The organism is Kistimonas scapharcae (genome assembly GCF_039540975.1).
In the GTDB taxonomy this organism is placed as follows: domain Bacteria; phylum Pseudomonadota; class Gammaproteobacteria; order Pseudomonadales; family Endozoicomonadaceae; genus Kistimonas; species Kistimonas scapharcae.
Genome location: NZ_BAABFL010000202.1, coordinates 1 through 849 on the forward strand (window position 1 = coordinate 1; position 849 = coordinate 849).

The following is an 849-nucleotide window of genomic DNA, read 5'->3' on the forward strand; positions in this document are numbered from 1 at the left end:
CGTTTTGTGCAAAAACTGTACTCTGTTGCCAAAAGTACGGCCAGCTTGCTCACATTCCCAAGGTTAAGCGGGATTTAAGGTAACTAATCGCACCCTAGCTTATTGATAATGAGAGAGATAATGTTCAATTTTCCACCACCCGCATACAATGGAGCCATTGATGAAGAAGAAACAAATCTTCCCCCACCCCCGTATGAGGCACCTGAATATAGTGCTGCCCCCCCGCCCAATTACTACGGACGGCCAACTCGAACCGTTTTGCCAAACTTTATGATGCCATATCCATCAGAAGGCTTAGCCCCGGCCTATAGCGAGACCCCTGAAAGAGTTGTAACCCTGGCAGAATCTGACTACTGCTGTGAACCACTAAACTATATCGCTACACCACTGGTCGTTATCGCCGGGACGCTATTCGGTGTTGTCTATGGATTGATTAGTGGTATCGTTCTGTCTCTTTATGGTGTCAGTACTGTCTTTAATTTTTGTTGTCTTGATTGCGACTGTCCAATCGAAGCCTATTATATTTGCTGCCCTTGCTGGAGCATCTGCACGCTTCTCACTATGACTGTCAGTTTTACCAAACAGCTAGTATTCCCTATTATTCAAGGAACCATTTATGGCGGCTACCTTTTTTATAATTATATGTGGAATGGCTCAGAGGTCTTGATCAAACATCCTCACTGGTATGGTTGGCCCATTTTCAACACCCCCCACTACCAACGGGTATCAGGTCTGCAACATTTTGGCAACAGAGCACATCAGGCATAAAAACCTTAACTCCCGCTTAACGATCTGAAGAAGTAAGGCTAAATTGAATGAAGAGAGCGTCCCCTGTGCTCTTCAGGCAAA

General features: G+C 45.3%; 1 protein-coding gene. It reads left to right on the forward strand.

The window, feature by feature from the left end:
* Positions 1–120 precede the first annotated feature (120 nt).
* Positions 121–768 carry a hypothetical protein gene (locus ABD892_RS10425; protein WP_345195559.1) on the forward strand — a complete coding sequence of 216 codons (648 nt, stop codon included), beginning with the start codon at positions 121–123 and terminating at the stop codon, positions 766–768.
* Positions 769–849 lie beyond the last annotated feature (81 nt).

Bases quoted from the DNA above. Each gene is read 5' to 3' on its own strand.
- ABD892_RS10425 (WP_345195559.1), top strand. From the start codon at position 121: ATGTTCAATTTTCCACCACCCGCATACAATGGAGCCATTGATGAAGAA.